Below are 1140 nucleotides of genomic sequence, written 5' to 3' on the forward strand. Positions count from 1 at the left end.
TGAAGCGTCCTGGGTTTGGTTCCGCTTCTTTTATGGCCCTGTGTTAATGGGCTCGGTGAGATAATACTCGGTTTCTACTTCCTGCGGGGTGGCATAGTCCAAGGCTTCGTGAAGGCGCTTGGTGTTCCACCAATGCACCCACCGCAAGGTGGCAAGCTCGACTTCGCCGACCGACGTCCACGGGCCGTGCGCATGGATAAGTTCAGCCTTATAGAGACCGTTGACCGTCTCCGCCAACGCGTTGTCATAAGAATCGCCAACGGTGCCGACACTCGGCTGGATCCCGGCTTCAGCTAAAGCGGCGGAGTACTTCAACGACACGTACTGACTGCCCCGATCACTGTGGTGTACCAGCTGATCGCCATGGATTCGACCAGCAGTTGTTAACGCATGTTCCAAAGCCTCCATCGGCAGCGCATCGGTACGCATCGTAGAGCGTGTGGCAACACCGACTATTTTGCGACTGTAGACGTCAGTGACAAACGCTGTATATGCAAACCCTGACAGGGTGCGAACGTAGGTAATGTCGGCCACCCAAAGCCGTCCAGGTGCTGTTGCACGAAAGTTTCGCTCCACCAAGTCCGGGCGATGATCCGGTGTCTTCGCCTTGATCGTAGTTATCGGGATTCGTCCACGTCGTCGACCAGAAACACCTGCAAGCTTCATCAAGCGTGCAGTCTTGTCACGGCCGATATGAAAGCCTTCGCGGTTCATCGCGTGCCACATCTTGCGGATGCCATAGACCGAGAAATTTTCCGCATGCACGCGTTGAATCTCTGGGATAAGCAGACTATCGCTTAACGCTCTCGTACTCGGGACACGAGTAGTGGCTTTGCGGTAGCCGCGAGAAGTGATGAATCCACGATCTGCCTGTTTCAAAACACGGCAGATGGCCTCGACCCCAAACTGATCTTTGTGCGCGTCGATGTAGGCGATCATTTGGTCGTGGGTCGGTCGAGTTCCGCCGCGAAAAAAGCCGAGGCAGTCTTGAGGATTGCGTTGGCTCGTTTCAACTCGCGGTTTTCCCGGCGCAGCCGCTTGAGCTCTTCTTCGACAGTTTCACCACCTGAAGGCAAAGCCTGCTCGTCGACTGCGATGCTGTCGCGGTACCAAGCGCGCAACGTGTGGTGGGAGATGCCA

1 protein-coding gene is annotated in these 1140 nt (G+C 55.9%); it reads right to left on the reverse strand.

The window, feature by feature from the left end; genetic code table 11:
• Window positions 1-30 precede the first annotated feature (30 nt).
• Window positions 31-1140, reverse strand: a protein-coding gene (locus QP968_RS11070) for an IS3 family transposase (protein WP_284856447.1) whose coding sequence is annotated in 2 segments (ribosomal slippage) — window positions 31-977 and window positions 977-1140 — 1111 coding nt annotated over the 2 segments. Because the reading frame shifts where the segments join, the coding sequence is not laid out codon by codon here. This gene is flagged as partial in the annotation.

The organism is Corynebacterium sp. MSK041, assembly GCF_030232265.1.
Classification (GTDB): Bacteria; Actinomycetota; Actinomycetes; order Mycobacteriales; family Mycobacteriaceae; genus Corynebacterium.